Source organism: Leptotrichia sp. SK-5 (assembly GCF_055387215.1).
In genome coordinates, this window is sequence record NZ_AP028931.1 from 1,148,322 (window position 1) to 1,164,291 (window position 15,970).

The 15,970-nt window shown below is 32.9% G+C and carries 21 protein-coding genes; 20 read left to right on the forward strand and 1 reads right to left on the reverse strand.

Annotation, left to right across the window (positions count from 1 at the left end):
• Positions 1 to 14 precede the first annotated feature (14 nt).
• The 18 genes from ACZ5B9_RS05770 (at position 15) to ACZ5B9_RS05855 (ending at position 12,322) form a co-directional block, all read left to right on the forward strand.
• Positions 15 to 683, forward strand: a complete 669-nt coding sequence (locus tag ACZ5B9_RS05770) for a hypothetical protein (protein WP_464423739.1) — start codon at positions 15 to 17, stop codon at positions 681 to 683.
• A gap of 105 nt (positions 684 to 788) precedes the next feature.
• Positions 789 to 956 carry a hypothetical protein gene (locus ACZ5B9_RS05775; RefSeq protein WP_464423740.1) on the forward strand — a complete coding sequence of 56 codons (168 nt, stop codon included), beginning with the start codon at positions 789 to 791 and terminating at the stop codon, positions 954 to 956.
• A 121-nt stretch (positions 957 to 1,077) separates the two neighbouring features.
• Positions 1,078 to 1,374, forward strand: coding sequence for a hypothetical protein (locus tag ACZ5B9_RS05780; protein ID WP_464423741.1), 297 nt, complete (start codon positions 1,078 to 1,080; stop codon positions 1,372 to 1,374).
• Between the two features lie 110 nt (positions 1,375 to 1,484).
• Positions 1,485 to 2,090, forward strand: a complete 606-nt coding sequence (locus ACZ5B9_RS05785) for a hypothetical protein (protein ID WP_021744360.1) — start codon at positions 1,485 to 1,487, stop codon at positions 2,088 to 2,090.
• Positions 2,047 to 3,855, forward strand: a complete 1,809-nt coding sequence (locus ACZ5B9_RS05790) for a phage terminase large subunit family protein (protein WP_464423742.1) — start codon at positions 2,047 to 2,049, stop codon at positions 3,853 to 3,855. The genes ACZ5B9_RS05785 and ACZ5B9_RS05790 overlap by 44 nt, the downstream gene beginning before the upstream one ends.
• Before the next feature lie 3 nt (positions 3,856 to 3,858).
• Positions 3,859 to 4,089 (forward strand): DUF6148 family protein, encoded by a 231-nt coding sequence (locus ACZ5B9_RS05795; RefSeq protein WP_021744362.1) that lies wholly within the window; start codon positions 3,859 to 3,861, stop codon positions 4,087 to 4,089.
• 18 nt (positions 4,090 to 4,107) lie between these two features.
• Positions 4,108 to 5,661, forward strand: a complete 1,554-nt coding sequence (locus tag ACZ5B9_RS05800; RefSeq protein WP_464423743.1) for a phage portal protein — start codon at positions 4,108 to 4,110, stop codon at positions 5,659 to 5,661.
• Positions 5,621 to 6,766, forward strand: coding sequence for a head maturation protease, ClpP-related (locus tag ACZ5B9_RS05805; RefSeq protein WP_464423744.1), 1,146 nt, complete (start codon positions 5,621 to 5,623; stop codon positions 6,764 to 6,766). Before ACZ5B9_RS05800 ends, ACZ5B9_RS05805 begins: the two co-directional genes overlap by 41 nt.
• A complete protein-coding gene (locus ACZ5B9_RS05810) occupies positions 6,766 to 7,101 on the forward strand; it encodes a hypothetical protein (RefSeq protein ID WP_464423745.1) in 336 nt (111 codons plus the stop codon). Before ACZ5B9_RS05805 ends, ACZ5B9_RS05810 begins: the two co-directional genes overlap by 1 nt.
• Positions 7,101 to 8,114: a major capsid protein gene (locus tag ACZ5B9_RS05815; protein WP_464423746.1), complete on the forward strand. Its 1,014-nt coding sequence runs from the start codon at positions 7,101 to 7,103 to the stop codon at positions 8,112 to 8,114. The genes ACZ5B9_RS05810 and ACZ5B9_RS05815 overlap by 1 nt, the downstream gene beginning before the upstream one ends.
• Positions 8,115 to 8,123: 9 nt before the next feature.
• Positions 8,124 to 8,351 (forward strand): GTP-binding protein LepA, encoded by a 228-nt coding sequence (locus tag ACZ5B9_RS05820; protein WP_464423747.1) that lies wholly within the window; start codon positions 8,124 to 8,126, stop codon positions 8,349 to 8,351.
• Between the two features lie 9 nt (positions 8,352 to 8,360).
• Positions 8,361 to 8,690 (forward strand): hypothetical protein, encoded by a 330-nt coding sequence (locus ACZ5B9_RS05825; RefSeq protein ID WP_464423748.1) that lies wholly within the window; start codon positions 8,361 to 8,363, stop codon positions 8,688 to 8,690.
• Complete coding sequence (locus ACZ5B9_RS05830; protein ID WP_464423749.1) at positions 8,691 to 9,233, forward strand: hypothetical protein; 543 nt, start codon at positions 8,691 to 8,693, stop codon at positions 9,231 to 9,233.
• The gene (locus ACZ5B9_RS05835) at positions 9,233 to 9,706 is read left to right on the forward strand and encodes a hypothetical protein (protein WP_021744370.1); all 474 of its coding nucleotides are present in this window, start codon (positions 9,233 to 9,235) and stop codon (positions 9,704 to 9,706) included. The genes ACZ5B9_RS05830 and ACZ5B9_RS05835 overlap by 1 nt, the downstream gene beginning before the upstream one ends.
• Positions 9,707 to 9,714: 8 nt before the next feature.
• Positions 9,715 to 9,957, forward strand: a complete 243-nt coding sequence (locus ACZ5B9_RS05840; protein WP_464423750.1) for a hypothetical protein — start codon at positions 9,715 to 9,717, stop codon at positions 9,955 to 9,957.
• Entirely contained in the window at positions 9,947 to 11,395 is a 1,449-nt protein-coding gene (locus tag ACZ5B9_RS05845; protein WP_464423751.1) for a phage tail sheath protein, read from the forward strand. Before ACZ5B9_RS05840 ends, ACZ5B9_RS05845 begins: the two co-directional genes overlap by 11 nt.
• Positions 11,396 to 11,406: 11 nt before the next feature.
• Positions 11,407 to 11,934 (forward strand): phage major tail tube protein, encoded by a 528-nt coding sequence (locus ACZ5B9_RS05850; RefSeq protein ID WP_464423752.1) that lies wholly within the window; start codon positions 11,407 to 11,409, stop codon positions 11,932 to 11,934.
• Between the two features lie 19 nt (positions 11,935 to 11,953).
• A complete protein-coding gene (locus ACZ5B9_RS05855; protein WP_006803904.1) occupies positions 11,954 to 12,322 on the forward strand; it encodes a hypothetical protein in 369 nt (122 codons plus the stop codon).
• Between the two features lie 198 nt (positions 12,323 to 12,520).
• Here ACZ5B9_RS05855 and ACZ5B9_RS05860 read toward each other — a convergent pair whose 3' ends face one another.
• Positions 12,521 to 12,742, reverse strand: coding sequence for a hypothetical protein (locus ACZ5B9_RS05860; protein ID WP_464423753.1), 222 nt, complete (start codon positions 12,740 to 12,742; stop codon positions 12,521 to 12,523).
• A gap of 80 nt (positions 12,743 to 12,822) precedes the next feature.
• On the opposite strand from ACZ5B9_RS05860, the gene ACZ5B9_RS05865 reads away from it, so the two are divergent.
• Together ACZ5B9_RS05865 and ACZ5B9_RS05870 are read left to right on the forward strand one after the other, a co-directional pair.
• Positions 12,823 to 15,744 carry a phage tail tape measure protein gene (locus tag ACZ5B9_RS05865; RefSeq protein ID WP_464423754.1) on the forward strand — a complete coding sequence of 974 codons (2,922 nt, stop codon included), beginning with the start codon at positions 12,823 to 12,825 and terminating at the stop codon, positions 15,742 to 15,744.
• A complete protein-coding gene (locus ACZ5B9_RS05870) occupies positions 15,744 to 15,968 on the forward strand; it encodes a tail protein X (protein ID WP_464423755.1) in 225 nt (74 codons plus the stop codon). Before ACZ5B9_RS05865 ends, ACZ5B9_RS05870 begins: the two co-directional genes overlap by 1 nt.
• The last annotated feature ends 2 nt before the right edge of the window (positions 15,969 to 15,970 follow it).

Below are 15,970 nucleotides of genomic sequence, written 5' to 3' on the forward strand. Positions count from 1 at the left end.
GCTAAGGAGTTAATATGAAATACATAGAATTATTTGGAAGAAAAATAAAAGAGTTGTCTGAAATTTTGAAAGGCGAATCGATTAGTGATTTGGAAATAAAAGAGGAAAGTAATCTGTATGGGATAGATCGATTAAAAATTTCATTTAAAATTGATGATAGTGACACCTTCACTCTATATATACGGTTATCTAATTTTGTTGGAGCAAATGGGATAGAGTTTTTATCGGAAGAAGAAATTGTAAGAGAATTTGAAGAAAAGTATAGTTATTTAAAGGGATATTTACTTGGTGAAACTATAAAAGAAAGAAAAATAAACGGTTATTCAAATGAAATAAAATCCCATATTAGGGTTGCTAAAAAAATGCATGAAATTTACCGTGTTTATTTTAGGGAAGTAGGAATAAAGAAATTTACCATAGCTTATGAAACGGTTGAATTTTATTTAGAACAAATGGAAAAGCAACTAAGAAAAATGTGTGAAGCATGTCAGGAAAATAAAAATATAGAAAATTTTTTAGAAAATTTAGAAGTGTTGGCTAGATTGATGGCAGATGAAATGGGTGCATATGGTTTACGGTTATTAACTTGTGGACGTAAAAATTATGATTGTGCTGACAATATGATTAGAGATTGTTTGAAAGGTATAAAAAAATGTGTAGAGGAAATAAGAAAAAGAATTTAAAATTTGATGAAATAAATGAAATGAACTTCGATGAGTTGAAAGAGAAATATTTTGAAGAAATAGGATTGAAAAAAACAGGGAAATAAGGTATAATTAGGAGGTAATGTGAATAAAAAATATGAAATCTTAATTGAAGAGGATTTAGACATAAAATATTTACTTGACGACATTCTAACTTTAAAGAAAACGAAGAAGGAATGTGAAATAAGAATTGTTTTCAATAAAGGGAAACTTACTAAAAAAAAATATATTGTAAGAAGTTTACATCATTAAACTACAATTGAATAGGCAAGACTATAGATATATGAGCCATTAGATGAATAGATTTTAAAATAAGTCTATTTGTTTAATGGCTCTTTTTTTTGTCTAAAAAACTAAAAAAGGAATTGAAATTATGATAGTCATAGCAATTATATTTTATTACTTAGTAATAACATTAATATTAATAATTTCTATAAATTATTTGGGAAGATGGCTAAGAAAATATATTGAGAAAAGTATTGATGAGGGCCTTACCCTTTTAGAAAACCTTGAGAATATAAATGATGAACTGGATACAAAGATAAATAATGTGAAGATTAAGATATATGATATGTATCTTGATAGATGTAAAGAGAGTTTGAGAAAGAAAAGGAAAATGGAAAGAGAGTACAGGGAATTGACACAAAAAGTAAAGGAAAAAATGAAATAAAAAAAAGGTACTTTTGGGAGATTTTTTTGGGTCGTGGGTCTGGCGAGTGCCAGAAAACATCCCGATATGAATTTTTTTTAAGTTCATGTCCTGTCCGATAGGAGGTGAAAATGGAAGCGAAATATGACGAGGTTGTAAAAGGTGTTGTATTGGCTAAAATATTGAATTTGAGTGAAAGGCATCTAAGGCGTTTGGCAGAGGAAAATGTTATCAAAAAAAACGGACAAAATAAATATTTATTTTTGGAAAGTATTCATTCATATATTGAGTATCTGGAGTTAAAAAATGATGCAGATGTAGATTTGAAAGACGAAAAAATTAGGGAAGAAATAAAGAAAATAAAAAAAGATACAGAATTGAAAGCCTTGAAAATATCGGAGTTAAAGAATCAATTACATCCGGCGGGAGTAATTGAAGAAGTAATGACGAGTATGCTTGTCAATATAAAGGGAAAATTGCTTTCATTGCCTAATAAATTAGCACCTGCTGTAATTGCTTGTGATAACTTGGGAGAAATACAGGACATCATTTTAACAGGAATATCTGATACTTTGACAGAATTAAGTGAATATAGTCCTGAAATGTTTAAAAGTAAAAATTATATTGATGAAGATGAGGATGAAGAGAATTTAAGCACTAAATCAATTAAAAAAAATTTAAAGGAAGAGAAAAATGACAACCCGAAAAAGAGAGGCAGACCTAAAAAAAGCAAATAATTTGTTTAAAAAAATTATTTCGGTATTAAAGCCACCGCCAAAATTAACGATTGATGAATGGGCAGACAATTATAGAATATTAAGTTCCAAAACTTCTGCGGAACCAGGTAGGTGGAATACTGATAGAGTACCGTTTCAAAGAGAAGTGATGAAAGCAATATCTGATAAACAAACAGAAAAAGTGATAATGATGTATGGAGCTCAATTATCCAAAACAGAACTTTTATTGAATACTTTTGGACATCATGCAGATTATGACCCTGCTCCTATAATGTTTTTAATGCCGACTCAAAAAATGGCAGAAGATTTTGCGACAACAAGATTAAATGACATGATACTTAGCACACCACAATTAAAAAGTAAAATAATTGAAAATGAAACGTCAAGAGATACTAAAACTCAAAAAGATTTTCCAGGTGGATATATTATTTTAACTGGAAGTAATTCAGCAGCTGAACTTGCGAGTAGACCAATACGGATATTATTGGCAGATGAGATTGATAGATTTCCAAATGATGTAAAGGGTGAAGGTGATCCGTTAAATTTAGCAATTGAGAGAACAAAAACATTTTGGAACAAAAAAATTGTTTTAACAAGTACGCCAACAGTAAGAGGAGAATCAAGAATAGAACAGGAGTATGAAAACAGTACACAGGAAGAATATTATATCCCTTGTCCAAAATGTGGAACAATGCAAAGATTAGAATGGAAAAATATTGTTTTTGAAAATATTGGACACAAATGTCAAGATTGCCTTGAAGTTTCAAGTGAATACGAATGGAAAAAAAATATGAAAGAGGGAGAATGGATTGCGGGAAATGTTGAAATTGATCCGAAAGCAGTAAGAGGATTTCATATTAGTGAATTGTATAGTCCTTTTTCGACTTGGAAAAGTATAATAAAAAAATTCAAGGAATCTAAAGGCGATGTTCAACTTATGAAGGTTTTCACTAATACTGCATTAGGTGAAACTTTTGAGGAAAAAAGAGATAAAATAGATTTTGAAAAAATATCTCACAGAAAAGAACATTATGGCTGCGAAATTCCTGAAAAAGTAAACGTTTTGACTGCGGGAGTTGATGTTCAAGATGATAGATTGGAATGTGAAGTTGTAGGCTGGGGATCTGATGAAGAAAGCTGGGGGATTTATTATAAAGTATTCATAGGAAATCCTGCAGAAACTCATGTGTGGAATCAGCTTGAGAGATTCTTGGATACTGAATTTACCTATTCTAACGGACAGAAAATAAAAATAATATGCACCTGTATTGACACAGGAGGAAATCACACAATGTCAACTTACGGATTTGTGAAACCTCGTGAAATTAAAAGAATATTTGGAGTAAAAGGTGGAAGTGTGGAAGGTAAGCCGTTTATTACAAGGCCAACTAAAACAAATAAAGGACAAATTTCGCTATTTGTATTAAATACTGATACTGGGAAAGAAACTATTATGGCCAGATTAAGAATTGATTTACCTGGACCAAGATATATGCATTTTCCGGATAATGCAGAAAGAGGGTATGATGAAACATACTTTAAAGGATTGACTGCAGAAGTTAAGATTACAACTTTTGAAAAAGGAGTAAGAAAAACTAAGTGGGTTGTTACAGGAACTAAAAGGAATGAACCGTTGGATATTAGAAATTATGCTTATGCTGCGTTAAAAATAGCTAATCCTGATTTGAGTAAAAAATATTTGATTGATGTTACAGAAAGGCCAAAAGTGCAAACAAAAAGAAAAATATTGTCGAAAGGAATTTAGAAAATGGGAAAATCAAATTATTCAAGAGAATATATTTTAGAAATGATTGTTGAATACGGTAAAGCTGAACGAGCGGCTTTGGCTGGAACTAGTTATAAAATTGGAACTAGGGAACTTACTCGAATGGGAATAGATGCAATAAGAAAAGGAAGAGCTTACTGGGAAAATGAACTTCAAAAAATAAATGGCAAAGGCAACAGGAGAGTGAGAAGAGGTGTGCCTAGAAATCTTTAGCAGAAAAGGAGGTGTTTTATGAATTTTATTGATAAATTGGTAACGGCATTTAATCCGGAAAAAGGACTTAAAAGGTTTCAAGCAAGAAGAAAATTAGAAATTCTTAATACTGGATATTCAAATCACGGTGCTTCAACTACTAAAAAATCAATGCTAGGCTGGCAAAGTGCTGGCGGCGGAGTAAAAAAGGATATTTATAAGAACCATAAAAAGTTGATTGAACGTTCGAGAGATTTATATATGGGAACTTCTGTGGCTACTGGGGCGTTGAAAACTATTAATACGAATGTCGTTGGGAGCGGATTAAAATTAAAGTCCGCTATTGATAACGAAACAATAGGTATTAGTGATGAAGAAGCCGAAGCAATAGAAAGTTTAATTGAAAAAGAATTTGAACTTTGGTCTAAAGACAAGATTGATAATCTAGGGACTATGAACTTTTATCAGATCCAGGAACTTGTATTTTTGACAGTGCTGATGAATGGAGAATGTTTTATAAAATTAAATTATTTTGAAACTCCAAAAAATCCATACAGTTTAAAACTGGAAATTTTAGAACCTGACAGAATATATACTCCAAACAATATGATTTCAGATAAAAGTGTAGTCGAAGGTGTGAAAATAGATAAAAACGGAAGAATTGAAGGCTATTATGTTTCATCTGAACATCCATTAGACGCAACTGGGGGAGTAAGCGAGAAACTTATAAAAGTTTATGGAAGTGAAAATCAAAAAAATATAATACATCTTCTTTTCACAGAAAGACCTGAACAAGTAAGAGGAATTCCGATATTATCTCCAGTTATTGAGAATTTAAAGCAGCTTGGGAATTATACTGAAGCCGAACTAATGGCAGCAGTTATAAGCGGAATGTATGCAATTTTTATTGAAAGCGATGCCGAAAATTCGAGCGGTGCTGATGTAGGTGAACTAGAAGCAGTTGAAAATGATTTGCTGGTAGATTCAGAAGATGAAACTACTATAGAACTTGCACCAGGAATGGTTGTAGGACTTAATCCAGGAGAAAAAGCGAAAGCTACTAATCCAGGGAGACCTAATGCACAGTTTGACCCTTTTGTTACAAGTATTTTAAGACAGATAGGAAGTGCCTTAGAAGTACCATATGAGCTTTTAATAAAGCATTTTACAGCAAGTTATTCAGCAAGTCGTGCAGCACTTCTGGAAGCGTGGAAAATGTTTAGGAAAAGACGTGAATGGTTTGTAGAGAATTTTACCCAGCCTGTTTATGAGGAATGGTTAAACGAAGCGTATTTGTTAGGTAGAGTTGAACTTAAAAATTATGGAACTGATTTTCTTATAGACAAAGCGTGGTGTGGCTCTCAATGGAACGGACCGTCTCAAGGACAAATAGATCCGTTAAAAGAGGCTAATGCGGCAGTTATAAGAATCAATAATGGATTATCGACTAGGACGAGAGAAACAGCCGAACTTAATGGCGGAGATTTTGAGCAGAATGTAAGAATTTTGGCAAAGGAAAATAAATTATTAACAGAGAAAGGAGTGGTGTTGAATGCCGAAACAACTCAAATTTTGGAACGTGATGAAGAATGATGAAGAAAAATCAGCTGAACTTATACTTTATGGAAGTATTGGAAGTGATGAATATTGGGATGATATATCTGATAAGGCGTTTAAACAGGACATTGAAAATCTTGGTGACGTGGAAAACATAACTTTGCATATAAATAGTCCAGGTGGGAGTGTATTTAGTGCTGTAGCAATAGCGAATACTCTTAAAAATCATAAGGCTAAAATAACAGCAAATATAGATGGATTGGCAGCAAGTGCGGCAACTATCATAACGAGTGCCTGTGATATTGTAAAAATGCCTAAAAATGCTTTGTTTATGGTTCATAATCCAATTACTTTTGCTTACGGAAATAATCAAGATATGCAAAAAACGCTTGAAATGCTAAATAAAGTTAAAAATAGCATTATCGAGACATATCTAAATAAAGCAAAGACTGATAAGGAAACATTGTCGGAATTAATGGATAATGAAACCTGGATGAGCGCAGAAGAAGCTAAGGAATATGGATTTGTTGATGAAATATTAGATGAAAGTGTGGAAAAAGAAGTTATTGAGAATAAATTGATTATAAACAATATGGCTTTTGATATTTCAAGATTTAAAAATTTTAAAGAAAAGAAAAATCAAGATCCAAGAATTATAAATATTTCTGTAAATAGTACAGGAAGTCCTGAAGAAATAGCTGATAAATTTAGAGATATATTAAATTCGACAGAAAATCAAAAAAATGAAGGAGGAAATATGACGTTAGAAGAGTTAAAAAACAAATTTCCAGAACTTTACAATCAAATCTTCAATGAAGGTAAGGAAGCTGGAATAACCAAAGAAAGGGAAAGAATGAGAGAAATTGATAACTTGGATGTATCAAATTATTCTGAACTTATTGAAAATGCTAAATATAATGAGCCAGTAGAAGCTAGTGTATTGGCAGTAAATATTTTGAATAAACAGAAGGAAGAAAGAATTAAGAAATTACAAAATATTAAGAATGATAGTCAAAATAATTTTACACCGCCAGTTCCAAATAATGGTACAGCGGAAAATAATGAAGAGAAAAAATTTATGGGAGTGAACATTTCAAACATTTTTTCTTTAATGAATAAAAAAACAGAGGAGGGCAAATAATGGATTTTGTAACAAAAGGCAATGAATATGCCAGCGAACAGTTTTTAAGTGGTACAGGGCATAAATATATGGAATTTGAAGTGCCACAAGGTAAGAATGTGAAAAGAGGAGACGCTGTAAATGCAGGTGCTGAACTTTCGGATGGGACGGATTTGTTTGGAATAGTTATGGAAGACGCGGATGGAACAACTGCAAAAACTAAAACAACTGTAGCTATTTCAGGAGAATTTATATTTGAAGGGCTGAAAGTGAAAGCAGGAACACAGAAAGCAGGCTTTACAAAGGCAGCTAGAGATAAAGGGATTGTGATAAAAGGATTAGGAGGTAAGGAATAATGCCAGCAGTAATAGAATTTATTGGGTTGTATGACCAAAATGTGATTAGACCAAAATCATTTATAAAAGACAGTTATTTTAAAAATAGAAAAACATCAGAAAATCAAAAAATGGAAATAGAATTTAGAAAAGGGAGACAGCTTGTTGCACCTTTTGTATCTGAATTTATTCCAGGAACAGAAATGGTAAAGAACACTTATGAAAGTAAATTTTTTCAAGCTCCAAAAGTAGCACCAAAAAGAACTTTTTCGGCTTTTGAGTTATTTTTTAATAAAACGGCAGGAGAAACTATATATGGTGGAAAAAGTCCTGAAGAACGAAAAGCGGACTTGCTTGCTGAATCGTTTGCAGAATTTGAGGAACAAATTACAAGACGTGAAGAAATTATGTGTACTGAAGCATTGTTTAACGGAAAAGTAATTGTGGAAGGTGAAGGAATAAAAGGAGAAATAAAATTCGGAACAGTTGAAGAAATTACTCCTGCTACTCTATGGACGCAGCCTAATGCGGATATAATTGGAGATTTACAGGCAGCTATAACAAAAATTGGGAAAGTTACGGGATTAAGACCCGAAATGATATTAATGGATCCTGTGGCAGCAAAATTATTTGTAGATAACGACAAAATTCAGAAGTTGTTGGATGTAAAAAATTATAATGTAGGAGAAGTAAATCCAAGAGAAACAGCAGCAGGAGCCGTTTATATTGGAACAATAGCACCTTTTGGGTTGCCAATTTATTCTTATCAATCTCAATACTCTGTATTAAATGCTGATGGAAAAACTTATAGTGATAAGGATTTAATTCCTGAAGGGAAAGTCCTATTAGCACCAAGTAACAATAAAATTATGTACGGACCAGCGGCAGATGTGAAACAAGGAATAATTGTGGCAGAACGTTCAGTATTTACTGATGAAGATTCAAAATCTAACACTGTAGAAATCAGAACTGAATCAAGACCTTTGCCAGTTGTATACGATATTGAAGCTATAAAAATACTGAAGGTTAAATAGGAGGTTGTGATGAAGTATAGAGCATTAAAGCCTTTGATTTATAGTGGCGTTAGTTATGAAGCAGGGGCAGAAGTGGATATTTTGGAAAAATCAGTTGTAAAAAGCTGTCTTGAAAGAGAATTAATTGAAGAAATAAAGGATACTGCTGAAAAAGTAGTATCTAAAACTTCAGTTGATGAAGATAATCAAGATATAGAAAAAGATGATAAAGAAGATAAAAAGAATAAAAATAAATAGGTGATAATTATGAATTTTAAAGAAATGGTTGCCAATGATATTGAAAATGTATTTTTGAATATTGATGAATTTGGTACAACGCATACTTTTAATGGACGTGAAATTAAATGTGTGATTGATGAGGAAAATTTTCAGAATAAGCAGAAAAATGGGCTTATTACACAGGAAGAAGGAACTTTTCAGGAAGGATTTACAGTCTTTGTTGGAGAAAAGGATTTAAAAATTAAGCCGCATCCAGGGGAAATGATGACATTGGATGGAGAAACTTATGAAGTTATGCTAAGTAAATTTGATATGGGGATGCATGAGATAGATTTGGCGAAATATGAGGAGGTCTAAATGTTTGATGTAAAATTAGATCCACATCAACTGGAAAAAGTAGAAAGTGCATTGAGTCAATTTCCTGATAAATTTCCAAAAGCTGTAGCATTTGCAGTAAATCGTTCTCTTGCGATGACGAAAACGGAACAAATGAGAAGAACTACTGCAATGTATACTGTTGCAAGAGGAAAATTGGCAGAATCAATAAACGTATTTAATGCCAGTCCAGGAAACTTGGTTGGAAAAATAAATTCAAAAGGGGGAATGATTGGGTTAGATCATTTCAAATTAAATCCAAAAACAAGAAGAAAAACAATGGTTTCAGCAGTAGTCAAAAAAGGAGAAGGTGGAGATTTACCAAATGCCTTTATCGCTTATTCTGACGGAAGATTGGGGGCATTTACAAGAGAAACAGGAAAATCTTTGCCAATAAAACGTAGAATGGGACCATCTGCCCCTCAAATGCTTGGAGAAATGAGTATTCTTGATTACTTGCAAGGATTTATGGAAGAGAAGTTTAATATGAGAATAGACTACGAACTTGGAAGGATATTGGAATAATGATTCATACCGAAAAAAAGATTTATGAGTTTCTTAAAAAAATAATGAAAGAAAAAGGATTTAATGTTTATAGAGGTTTCTTACCTTCAAATAGCTTTGAAGATAGAGAAAACGGAAAAAAGACAAACGATTATTTCCCATTTGTAATTTTAAGAGCATTAGAGTTTAGACAGGATAGAGCTGGAGTTGGATATTATAACGCTTTTTCTGATTTTGAAATTTGGGTTGGGACGAAAGAGGAAAAAGAAGAGGATTATCTAAAAAATTTAGAAATGGCTAGATATATAGCCGGAAAACTTCTTGAAGAAACAACAAGAGTTAAAAATAATATTGGGAATGCGGAGTTTGTATTGGAACAGAATAAAGAAATCAAGGTTGCTTTTTATAGTGATCAGGCTAATCCATATTTTTATTCTAGGCTAAAATTTACAGCTTATGCAGAACCTATTGTGTCAGAATATACAAATTTATAGGAGGAAAAATGGAAACAGAAACAAGATATGTTTATATAGGTAAAAATATTGATTTACCTGATGTAAGACTTAACAAAAGCGGGATATATTTTGGAGAAAAGGTAGAAGAAATAAGAAAAAAATATCCTTTACTTGAAAAATTGCTTATTAAAGCAGATGATTTACCTTTTGCAGAAAAGAATGAAATTTTGCTTGAGCAACTAACAGATGAACTTTTAGAAAGTGTGAAAGGAGAAAATGATGGCGTATAAACACGGAACGTATCAAACGGAAGCAGCAAGCGACATAAATTTGCCTGTTACACTTGATTATGGGCATTTTATCGTAGGAATGGCACCAATTCATAAAGTTAAAAAAGAAAAAAGGAAAACTAATGAAGTTGTCAGAATTGGAACGCTAAGAGAAGCTATTGAATACTTTGGAGATACTTATGATTTAGACTTCAGTATTTCTCAGGCAGTAAAAGTATTTTTTGAGCTTTATGCAGTAGCACCTTTATTTGTTGTAAATATTTTGGATTTAGATAAACATAAGTCTGATAACAAAAAAACAGTACAAGGACTGGAAATAAAAAACGGAAAAGTTCTTGTTAAAAATCACAAAATAATAACAGATACCTTTGTTGTAAAAGATAATTCGACAAGTTCTGAAATATCGGATGCAAGATATTTATGGACAGATGAGGGACTGGAAATTTATGCAACAGCACTAAATAATAATAAAATTGACATTGAATATTATGAGGTGGATTTGACAAAAGTGAAAAAAGAAGAAGCAATTGGTGGATATAACATTAACACAATGCAAAGAACTGGGCTTGATTTGGTTGATGAAGTGTATTTAAAATTTTCGGAACTTCCAGCGTTTCTTGATGTTCCAGATTTTTCAAACGACAGTGCAGTAGCGGCTGTAATGGCGACAAAAGCTAAAAATATAAATTCGGGAATGTTTGAGGCAGTAGCCTTGATAAATGCACCTGCAGATAAAAGATATGATGAAATTGTATCTTGGAAAGACAGTAAAAATATATTGTCAGAAGATCAGATAATTTTATACGGTTACCCAAAACTATCAGGAAATATTTATTTCCATTCTATCCACTATGGAGCATTATCATTAAAAGTGGATTCAGAAAATGACAACATTCCATCACAAGCACCTTCAAATCATGCTTATAAAATAGATGCCTTAGCATATAAAAATTCAAGCGGAAATTTTGAAGAAATAATGTTGGATAAAGAACAGCAAGCAAACTTTTTGAATAAAAATGGAGCTGTAACAGCAATAAACTTTAAAGGTTGGCGTTGCTGGGGAACCGAAACAGCAAAGAATCCTCTAGCAACAGATCCAAAAGACAAGTTTGGTTATACTCGTAGAATGTTCAAGTATATAGGAAATGAATTAGTAATTAGTTATTTCAATAGCATAGATAAGAGATTTACACTTAAATTGGCTGAAACTATTACAAAGTCTATGAACATAAGATTAAACGGACTTGTCGCAGCTAATCATTTCCTTGCTGCAGAGGCTGTATTATCAGAAGAAGATAATACTTTAACAAATGTAATAAACGGAGATGTTACTTGGATTATAAAACTTGGAATTGCTCCAGGGTTAAAATCCATGACATTTAAGAAAAAATACGACGTGGATGCATTGCAGACATTCGCAAACAATTTAGGAAGTTAGGAGGTTAAAAAATGGGAAAAGCTAATATACCGATAGCATTAAACGATATAGAAATATTTATTAATGGAGAAAATAATTTGGTAGGAATAGGTGAAGTAGAATTACCTACTGTGGAAACTTCAACCGTAAGTGTAAACCAAATTGGAATGGTATCAGAGTACGATGCCGTGCTTACAGGACACTATAAAAAACTGGAAGCAAAAATAAAAATGGAATGTATAGACGAAACTCTTTTGAATTTTAATAATGAAGGAGAGTTAATGATTGAGTGTAAAGGTGTAATCCAAAAGATGAATAGAATAACACATGCACCAACTTATATAGGTTTAGATGTAACTTTTAAAGGAATGCTTAAAAAGTTTGATGGACCAAAATTAAAACCAGGAAACAAACTTGAAGCATCGCTTGATTTATCATTAAGTTATTATAAAGTAGTGATAGATGGTAAAGAAATAGCATTTCTTGATGTATTTAACAGAATCAGTAATATAAACGGAGAAACAAACGGAAAAATCAGAAGAATGTTAGGATTATCATAAAAATTTAGGAGGATACAAAATGGCAGAAGTAATTAAATTAAGAAGAGAATATAAATTTGGAGCAAAAAATATTAAGGAGATTGTATTAGATTTAGAAGAGTTGTCAGGGCAAGATTTAGTTTTTGCCGAGAAAGAATATAAGGCAAGAAATAAAGGAGCAACAGTAAAGGAGCTTGAAGACGGCTGGGCTTTAACAGTTGCGTCGAAAGCCAGCGGAATCAAATACGGTGACTTACTTGGGCTTAAAGGAACTGATTATATAAAAGTTTTGAATAAAACTAAGGGTTTTTTGAACGCAGGCTTGGGTTCAGCAGACGATACAGAGAATTTCGTGATAGAGGAAACGGAAGCACAAGAGGAAGAAATGAAGAAAGAAGACCAGAAATAATACAGCTGCTTGATACAGTAACTGATATTCTTGAAGCATTAAACTTTTCAAATGAATATAAAAGCAGTTTAAATATGAGCTACGAGACACTGATGTCCTGTAGCTTGTATGAACTGGAATATTGGCAAACAAGAGCAGAGGAACTGATACAGGAAGCAGAAACAAGGTATGAAGAAAGCAAGGAATAAAAAATGGAGGCTATTTGCCTCCAAAAATATAAACTGCTGATATTATAACTGTAATTATCATTGTTATTATGATGAAAATACCAAATATTCCTAGAGAAAGACACAAAAGTATCATAAAAAATAGGAATATTCCCCAAAATAAGATTGGAAAAATATTCAAAAATAATGCGGGAAGAGTTCCCAAAAATGCAAAAATTATATAAAGAATACCATCTTTTTTATTATTTTTCATAAAATCACCTAATTTAAAATTTATTTTCATTAGGATTATACATTGAAAAGTGTAAAAAAGCAACAGGAAAGGAGGAATTTATGGCTAAAAATATGGAACTGAATATAGTTATGAGTGCGGCTGTAGCAGGAGCATTGACTGGAATGGCACAGGTTGCAAATGCTATGAAAAATACAGCAAAAAGTGCAGAGGAATTAGGAAAAAAGGCTAAAGAATTGGAAAAGGCTCAAAGAGCTTTGGAAAAAATCGAAAAATTAAAAAGTGCTTATGTAAATGTAAGCAAGGAATATCTTAATGCCGCAAGAAAACTTCACGAACTCAAAGAAGCATACAACAAGACAGGGCAAAGTAATACTGAACTTGCTAAAAAAATAAAAGAGCAAGAAAAAGTTGTAAACAGTTTAAACAAACAAAAAGAACGTCAAAAACATGTGTTTGAAGCCGCAAGAAGTGCAATTGAAGGCGAAAATCAAAGTTTGGGAAGCTATAAATCTCAATTAACCAAAGTAAATTCTGAACTTGAAAAGATGAATAAACTGAAAGAAGCCCAAAAAAGATATGAAGCTCGACAAGAAAATATTGGAAAAGTTAAAGAATTTAGCGACAGAACTTTTAATAGAGGAATAGCAACAGCTGGAGCATTGGCAGTACCTATGAAAGTCTATATGGATGTTGAAGAAAGTCAGGCAGATTTACGAAAAATGTTAGGCGACGAAGCGAAAAAATATTATGCAGACATTAGAAAAATTTCGGAAAATTCACCATTATCTCAACCAGAACTATATGAAATTGCTGGCTCTTTAGCACAGTCAGGAATAGTAGGAGATCAAATCGTTGAATACACAAATAAAGCTCAACAACTAAAGGTTGCATTTGATATGTCTACACAGGAAGCGGGACAGTTTTTAGCAAAAACAAAAGAACAGTTAGGATTAACGAAAAAAGAAGTATTCTCATTTGCTGATACTATCAATTATATGTCTGATAATACCGCTTCTGTTGCTGCACAGCTAGTAGATTTTTCTCAGAGAGTAGGTTCTGTAGCAAGGACTGCTAATGTATCAAAAGAAGCAAACATTGCATTAGGGGCAACTCTAATTGCGACAGGTACAGAGGCAAATGTTGCGGCAACAGGGATAAAACAGTTATATTTGGAGCTTGGAAAAGGGGCAGATACCAAAAAAAAAGCAAATGCTTTTGAGTTTTTAGGAATAAATGGAGAGACTTTAGCACATGATATGGCAAGAGATGCCGAAGGAACAATTCTGAAAGTTTTAGAAAAAATAAAGAGTTCTCACGCTGGAGATAAAATAGGATTATTGACTGATATATTTGGTGAACAAGCTGCGAATAGTATAGCTACATTGGCAAACGACACTGATAAGTTAAGAGAAAATTTGTCAAAAGCTAAATCTGAAATGGCAAATGGTGCTGTTGAACGAGAATACGCCGAAAGAATGAAAACATTGGGAACACAATTGAAAATTGCTAAAAACCAAATGATGAATACTTTAGCAGATTTGGGAATGGCTCTAGCACCTACTATAAAAAGTGCATTGGAAGCCTTAACGCCGATGATAAAAAAAGTTGCCGAATGGATAAGACAAAATCCCAAACTAGCATCAGGAATTATGAAAGCTGTAGCTGGATTTGCTGTGCTATCAATTGGAATTGGTGGAGCTACAAAAGTATTTTCTCCTTTATTTAGTGCAATATCAAAAGGAATTTTAATATTTGATAAATTTAAAGTTGCTGGAAGTTTTGCTGAAGGATTTAAAACAGCGTTTCCAACATTATCCAAAGTTGGAAGCGGATTAAAAAAATTAGGACAATCTGGATTAAAAATAGGAAAAACACTTGGAAAAGGATTGGTAAAAGGAGTACAGGCAACAGGAAAAGTAGCTAAAATAGCAGGTAGTGGAATAGTTAAAGGTGCTAAAGTTGTAGGAAGTGGTGCTGTAAAAGGTGCAAAAGTTATTGGGACAGGAGCTAAGGCTGTAGGTAATTTTGCGATGCAAGGTGCTGCTAAAGGAATGCAATTGTTAGCAACTGGAGCTCAAAAAGCAGTTGGAGCGGTTAAAGCTGTGGGAGTAGCTTTGAAGGTTGCTTTTATGGCAAATCCAGTTGGATTTATTATAGCGGCAATAGTTGCTGTTGTTGTAATTTTAGTAGTACTTTATAATAAATGTTCATGGTTCAGGAATGGGGTAAATGCTATTTTTAGAGCTGTAGGAAATTTTATAAAACAAGTCTGGCAAGGAATTAAGCCGGTAGTAATGGCTGTTATTTCTGGAATTGCTGCGTATATAAGAGTATATGTTGCAGTATGGAAAGCGATATTCAAAACAATTGGTATTGTAGCTAAAGCAGTATGGAATGCAATTAAGGCGGCAGCACTAGCATTATGGAACGGATTAAAATCAGGTATAACAGCGGTTGGATCATTTTTTAAATCAACCTGGGAAGGAATAAAAGGAGCTGCAATTGCTGTGTGGAACGGTATTAAATCGGCATTTGATGCAGTTGCTTCTGGATTGAAAAGTGCAATCAGCGGTGTTGTAAAATTTTTCACGGATAAATGGAACGGATTGAAAAATATGGTTTCAAAAGGACTTGGAGCAGTTGGAGGACTTTTAGGATTTGGGAAAAATGCAGCAGGAACTAACTACTGGAGCGGAGGGCTTACAACAGTAGCAGAACGTGGGGCGGAATTAATTCAGATACCAGGCAAACCAGCATTCCTAGCTGAAAGTGAAATGCTTTTAAATCTTCCGAAAGGTACGAGAATACTTAATAATTCTCAAACAAAGAACACTTTGAGAGATAAAGTGGCTAATCTAAGAGACAGAGTAAGTAATTTAAAAGGTGGCAATTCTCATGGCGGAAATAATTATTCAATCACTATAAATGTAAATGGCGGAAATCCATCAGAAGTCGAAAGAATTGTAAGGAAAGTAATAGCAGGAGATATAAACAAAAGAGAAAGGACGGCATTCGGATAATGGCAAAGGTAAAAGTGTATAGAACAGTTTCAGGCGACACCTGGGACTTAATATCCTACAAAGTTTACGGAAGTGAAGGATATTTCCATGATCTTATAAGAAGCAATTTAAGATTAATCGACATTGCTATTTTCGATGCCGATATTCCTGTTATTATTCCTGAAATCGCTGATGAAGAAAATGATAACGATGAGCGTTTGCCACCTTGGAAAAGAGGTGAATAGAA

Coding starts and splice junctions, on each gene's coding strand:
- ACZ5B9_RS05770 (WP_464423739.1), top strand. CDS start 15: ATGAAATACATAGAATTATTTGGAAGAAAAATAAAAGAGTTGTCTGAA.
- ACZ5B9_RS05780 (WP_464423741.1), top strand. CDS start 1,078: ATGATAGTCATAGCAATTATATTTTATTACTTAGTAATAACATTAATA.
- ACZ5B9_RS05785 (WP_021744360.1), top strand. CDS start 1,485: ATGGAAGCGAAATATGACGAGGTTGTAAAAGGTGTTGTATTGGCTAAA.
- ACZ5B9_RS05790 (WP_464423742.1), top strand. CDS start 2,047: ATGACAACCCGAAAAAGAGAGGCAGACCTAAAAAAAGCAAATAATTTG.
- ACZ5B9_RS05795 (WP_021744362.1), top strand. CDS start 3,859: ATGGGAAAATCAAATTATTCAAGAGAATATATTTTAGAAATGATTGTT.
- ACZ5B9_RS05800 (WP_464423743.1), top strand. CDS start 4,108: ATGAATTTTATTGATAAATTGGTAACGGCATTTAATCCGGAAAAAGGA.
- ACZ5B9_RS05805 (WP_464423744.1), top strand. CDS start 5,621: ATGCCGAAACAACTCAAATTTTGGAACGTGATGAAGAATGATGAAGAA.
- ACZ5B9_RS05810 (WP_464423745.1), top strand. CDS start 6,766: ATGGATTTTGTAACAAAAGGCAATGAATATGCCAGCGAACAGTTTTTA.
- ACZ5B9_RS05815 (WP_464423746.1), top strand. CDS start 7,101: ATGCCAGCAGTAATAGAATTTATTGGGTTGTATGACCAAAATGTGATT.
- ACZ5B9_RS05820 (WP_464423747.1), top strand. CDS start 8,124: ATGAAGTATAGAGCATTAAAGCCTTTGATTTATAGTGGCGTTAGTTAT.
- ACZ5B9_RS05825 (WP_464423748.1), top strand. CDS start 8,361: ATGAATTTTAAAGAAATGGTTGCCAATGATATTGAAAATGTATTTTTG.
- ACZ5B9_RS05830 (WP_464423749.1), top strand. CDS start 8,691: ATGTTTGATGTAAAATTAGATCCACATCAACTGGAAAAAGTAGAAAGT.
- ACZ5B9_RS05835 (WP_021744370.1), top strand. CDS start 9,233: ATGATTCATACCGAAAAAAAGATTTATGAGTTTCTTAAAAAAATAATG.
- ACZ5B9_RS05840 (WP_464423750.1), top strand. CDS start 9,715: ATGGAAACAGAAACAAGATATGTTTATATAGGTAAAAATATTGATTTA.
- ACZ5B9_RS05845 (WP_464423751.1), top strand. CDS start 9,947: ATGGCGTATAAACACGGAACGTATCAAACGGAAGCAGCAAGCGACATA.
- ACZ5B9_RS05850 (WP_464423752.1), top strand. CDS start 11,407: ATGGGAAAAGCTAATATACCGATAGCATTAAACGATATAGAAATATTT.
- ACZ5B9_RS05855 (WP_006803904.1), top strand. CDS start 11,954: ATGGCAGAAGTAATTAAATTAAGAAGAGAATATAAATTTGGAGCAAAA.
- ACZ5B9_RS05860 (WP_464423753.1), bottom strand. CDS start 12,742: ATGAAAAATAATAAAAAAGATGGTATTCTTTATATAATTTTTGCATTT.
- ACZ5B9_RS05865 (WP_464423754.1), top strand. CDS start 12,823: ATGGCTAAAAATATGGAACTGAATATAGTTATGAGTGCGGCTGTAGCA.
- ACZ5B9_RS05870 (WP_464423755.1), top strand. CDS start 15,744: ATGGCAAAGGTAAAAGTGTATAGAACAGTTTCAGGCGACACCTGGGAC.